5 protein-coding genes are annotated in these 4,620 nt (G+C 40.3%); all 5 read right to left on the bottom strand.

Features of this window, described 5'->3' with window-relative positions:
- Positions 1-107 (bottom strand): hypothetical protein (locus ACLTU0_RS10845; protein WP_412322446.1); only part of this gene is annotated, 107 nt, incomplete at its 3' end.
- Positions 108-120: 13 nt separating this feature from the next.
- The gene (gene truB, locus ACLTU0_RS10840; protein ID WP_412322444.1) at positions 121-990 is read right to left on the bottom strand and encodes a tRNA pseudouridine(55) synthase TruB; all 870 of its coding nucleotides are present in this window, start codon (positions 988-990) and stop codon (positions 121-123) included.
- Between the two features lie 11 nt (positions 991-1,001).
- Positions 1,002-1,961, bottom strand: a complete 960-nt coding sequence (locus ACLTU0_RS10835; RefSeq protein WP_412322442.1) for a DHH family phosphoesterase — start codon at positions 1,959-1,961, stop codon at positions 1,002-1,004.
- Between the two features lie 12 nt (positions 1,962-1,973).
- Complete coding sequence (gene rbfA, locus ACLTU0_RS10830; protein WP_022230145.1) at positions 1,974-2,312, bottom strand: 30S ribosome-binding factor RbfA; 339 nt, start codon at positions 2,310-2,312, stop codon at positions 1,974-1,976.
- 41 nt (positions 2,313-2,353) lie between these two features.
- On the bottom strand, positions 2,354-4,620 hold a 2,267-nt coding region (gene infB, locus ACLTU0_RS10825; RefSeq protein ID WP_412322441.1), incomplete at its 5' end, for a translation initiation factor IF-2.

Raw genomic sequence — 4,620 nt, 5'->3', positions numbered from 1 at the left:
TTAATACCGTTTCTGATAATCGTCATATGAGCGATATGAAGTCCGTCAAAATTTCCGAGTGCAACAACCGTACCATCGTAATCTGTTTTATCACGGAATATCTTCATTTATATCGCCCCCTTAATTCCAGAAAGATTTTTCAAGTTTTAATTTGCCGTCTGTAATCTTTGATATACACAAAAATTTATTTTTTTCGTCATACACGCGGTAAGATTGTTCCTCTTTACCGCTGTACGTCATCTGTACACCGTTCGTAACGCTTTTAACTTGCTTTGGGTTAAGTTTAATTTTAGGATATTCCTCAAACATTCTGTCAACGGGAATTATGATTTTTTCAAGCTCGCCGTTGTTTTTCAATGTTTCGATTTCCTTTAGAGTGTGGCTTTCTTCTATCGTAAACGGTCCTGTTTTTGTACGTCTTAATGTGTTCATATACGCACCGACGTGCAGTTTTATACCTATATCCTCGCAAAGTGTTCTGATATATGTACCTTTTGAACACGAAACGTCAATAGTCACACGTTCGCCGTTAATTTCAAGTATATCAATAGAATTTATCGTCACCTTACGGCTTTTCCTCTCAACTTCGATACCTTTTCTTGCAAGTTCGTAAAGTTTCTTGCCGTTTTGCTTTATCGCAGAATACATAGGCGGTATCTGCTCGATTTCACCGACAAAGCTCATTATAGCTTGTCTGATTTCATCTTCACTGCAAGTCACTTCACACTCCGTAAGCACTTCACCGTCAGCGTCCTGCGTATCGGTCGTCATACCAAGCACAAGCTCAGCTCTGTAACACTTGTCCGACAAAGTAAGCATATCCGCAACCTTTGTTGCAGAGCCGATACAAACAGGCAGTACGCCAGTTGCCTCAGGGTCAAGCGTTCCCGTATGTCCAACCTTTTTTATACCCGTCATCTTACGCATAACATAAACCATATCATGCGAAGTACGTCCCAAAGGCTTATCTATTATAATTATACCGTTCATTATAATCTCCGTTAAATTATTTTATCCAAAGCTCTTTTGCAAGCGTCGATAACAGCCCTTTCGGCTTTTTCGGTTGAATCGAAATCCAAAGTCGCACCTGCCGCTTTAATATGACCGCCGCCGCCGAACTTCATTGCAACTTCCGCAACGTCGGCTTTACCGTTTGAACGCAAATTAAGTCTGAAACCGTTGTTTGTACGTTTTATGCAAACCGCAATTTCAGTACCCTCAATTCTTCTCGGAATATCAACCAAATTCGGAATATCTTCCTTACCCATTCCATACTTTGCACCGATTTTTTCATCGGTAATTACCGCTTTAATTTTACCGTCTGCATATTCCTTGATATTTTCGGTAATTTCTGCTTTTAATTTCGCCGCCGCAAGCGACTCACTGTCAAAAAGCAGTCTTGCCACTTCCGCATGGTCAAAATCATATTCCAAAAGGTTTGCCGCCGTACGCATTGTTTTAGGCGTAACGTTACTGTACTTAAAGCAACCCGTATCGGAGCATATTGCCGTATATAAATCCTTGGCAATATCATTATCCAATTCAATGCCCATTTTTTCAAACAAAGCATACAAAATTTCACCTGCCGCAGCCGCTTTACCGTCAACATAATTTGCATCGGCAAAATTAGTGTTTGTTAAGTGATGGTCAATATTTATTGAATTATTTATTTCTTCAAAGAGGGACTTTCTCTCTGCTATACGTCCCAAATCACCGCAGTCAATGCACGCGCAAAGGTCGTGATTATGTTTCATACCCTCTTGATACAAAACATAATCATCACCTATAAATGCCAATCTTGACTCAATTCTGCCGTTTACATATACGGTCGCCTCTTTACCCAACTTTCTCATAACCTTTGCAAATGCAAAGCATGAGCCGATTGTATCCGGATCCTCATTCAAATGAGTAAGCACTGCTACGGATTTTGCCTCCATTATCTCATCAATAACAGCCTGCATAACTAATCCCCTTTATTTCTTGTTTATATTATTAAGAAGTCTTTCGATATTTGCACCATGCTCGATTGAATCATCAAGTTCAAACACAAATTCCGGCGTATATCTTAAATCAATTCGTTTACCCAATTCACGTCTTATAAAGCCGGCGGCACTCTTTAAGCCCTGCATAGCTTTTTTCTTCGTTTCTTCATCGCCCATAACGGAAATATATGCCTTTGCATATCTCAAATCGTTTGTCACATTTACAGTAACAACGCTCGTCATAAGCGGAATACGCGTATCTTTTAATTCACGAATTATATTTGCAAGTTCACGCTTAACTTCTTCATTGATTTTATCAATTCTTGCCATATTTATTCCTCTCTGATGAATGGCTGAATTTCAGCCAATAACTATCTTTCTATTTCTTCCATAACAAAACATTCGATAATATCGCCCTCTTTAATATCGTTGAAGTTTTCAACACCGATACCACATTCAAAGTTTTCCGCAACTTCTTTTGCGTCATCTTTAAATCTCTTTAGAGAATTTATAGTACCCTCGTGAACAATGATACCGTTACGAACGATACGAATTTCAGCATTACGCTGAATTTTGCCTTGTGTTACATAACAACCTGCGATAGTACCCACGTTTGACACCTTAAATGTCTGACGTACTTCCGCATAACCGATAACGACTTCCTTAAATTCAGGGTCAAGCATACCTTTCATAGCAGCCTCGATTTCTTCGATTGCCTGATAAATAACTCTGTAAAGTCTTATATCAACTTCATTCTGTTCAGCCGACGCAAGTGCACCTGCGTCAGGTCTTACGTTAAAGCCGACAATGATAGCATTTGACGCATTTGCAAGCATTACGTCAGATTCGTTAATCGCACCTACACCGCCGTGAATTGCTCTTACTCTGACTTCATCGTTAGACAATTTTTCAAGTGACTGTTTAACAGCCTCAACGCTACCTTGTACGTCAGCCTTGATGATAACGTCAAGCTCTTTCATGTTACCCTCGTCAATCTGGCTGAACAAGTTATCAAGCGATACTTTAACAACTTGATTAAATTTATTTTCTTGAAGTTCCTGTTTTCTCTGTTCAGCAACGTCACGTGCAAGTTTTTCGTTTTCAACGACCATAAATGTGTCGCCGCCCGACGGTGTCTCCGACAAGCCAAGAATTTCAACCGGTGTTGACGGCGGTGCAGTCTTAACACGTCTGCCCTTATCGTTTACCATCGCACGAACTCTGCCGACAGCTGTTCCGGCAATTACAAAATCACCGACTTTAAGTGTACCGTTCTGTACAAGAACAGTCGCAACAGGACCTCTGCCCTTATCGATTTCAGCCTCGATTACAGTACCTTGTGCATCTCTGTTAGGGTTAGCCTTTAGCTCCTGCATATCTGCAACAAGAAGTACCATTTCCAAAAGTCCGTCAATGTTAATTCTCTTTTTAGCCGAAATTTCAACGCAGACAGTATCTCCGCCCCATTCTTCAGGTACAAGATCGTACTCGACAAGCATTTGCTTAACTCTTTCAGGGTTAGCACCGTCTTTATCAATCTTATTAATTGCAACAACGATTGTAACACCTGCCGCTTTTGCATGGTTAATAGCCTCGATTGTCTGTGGCATAATACCGTCATCAGCCGCAACAACAAGTATTGCAACGTCAGTTACCTGTGCACCTCTCGCACGCATTGTTGTAAATGCTTCGTGACCCGGTGTATCAAGGAATGTTATAAGTCTGTCGTTTAGTTTAACGCTGTAAGCACCGATATGCTGTGTAATACCGCCAGCCTCTGTATCTGTTACGCTTGTATCACGGATTGCGTCAAGAAGTGATGTCTTACCGTGGTCAACGTGACCCATTACAACAACTACAGGAGGACGCGGAACAAGATCTTCCGGCTTATCTTCTTCCTCGGTTTCAATCATAAGCATATCTTCTTTTGTAAGAACAACTTCCTGTTTAACTTCAATACCGAAATCGTCACCGATAAGCTGTGCTGTTTCAAAGTCGATAGCTTGGTTTTGTGATGCCATAACTCCAAGCATCATAAGTTTTTTAACAACTTCTGCCGATGTCTTACCCATCTTAGACGCAAATTCACCGACTGTAATTGTTTCAGGGATTTCAACCTCTGTTATAACCTTAGCCTTTATTTCCTTTTTAGGCTGTTGGTTCTTTTCCTTTTCACGACGGTTTTTGCCGCCCTTTTTATTCTTAGCTTTACCGCCCTTTTTATCCATCTTGATATTATCAGGAACCATATCTTCAATACGTTCACGGGATTCTATTGTATCAAGTTCAACAGTTGATTGACGGGTATCAACATAACGTTTCTTTTCCTCTGTCTTTACAACATACTCTTCTTCCGTATTGGTATGGTCGATATTGCTCAAGTCAATTCTTTGACCCGACTGTTTCTTTGCAACTTTCTTATGCTTTTCTTGCTTTTGCTTTTCTTCTTTCTTTTCAGCCTTTGTTTCAGTCTTAACTTCGGCTTTTACCTCTGTTTTTTCTTCAGTCTTTTTAACTTCTTTAACAGGTTTTTCTTCTGCTTTCTTTTCTTCTTTCTTAGCAGGTTTTTCAGCCTTTTCTTCTGTTTTCTTGGCAGGCTTTTTCGCCGGCTTTTCTTCGTAATTGCCGTCTTCTCTTG

The sequence above is a fragment of the Hominilimicola sp. genome (assembly GCF_046972485.1).
GTDB classification, from domain to species: domain Bacteria; phylum Bacillota; class Clostridia; order UBA1381; family UBA1381; genus Hominilimicola; species Hominilimicola fabiformis.
This window is presented reverse-complemented; position numbering and strand designations above follow the sequence as displayed.

Excerpts from the sequence above, each read along its gene's own strand:
- rbfA (WP_022230145.1), bottom strand. The coding sequence starts at position 2,312 with ATGGCAAGAATTGATAAAATCAATGAAGAAGTTAAGCGTGAACTTGCA.
- truB (WP_412322444.1), bottom strand. The coding sequence starts at position 990 with ATGAACGGTATAATTATAATAGATAAGCCTTTGGGACGTACTTCGCAT.
- ACLTU0_RS10835 (WP_412322442.1), bottom strand. The coding sequence starts at position 1,961 with ATGCAGGCTGTTATTGATGAGATAATGGAGGCAAAATCCGTAGCAGTG.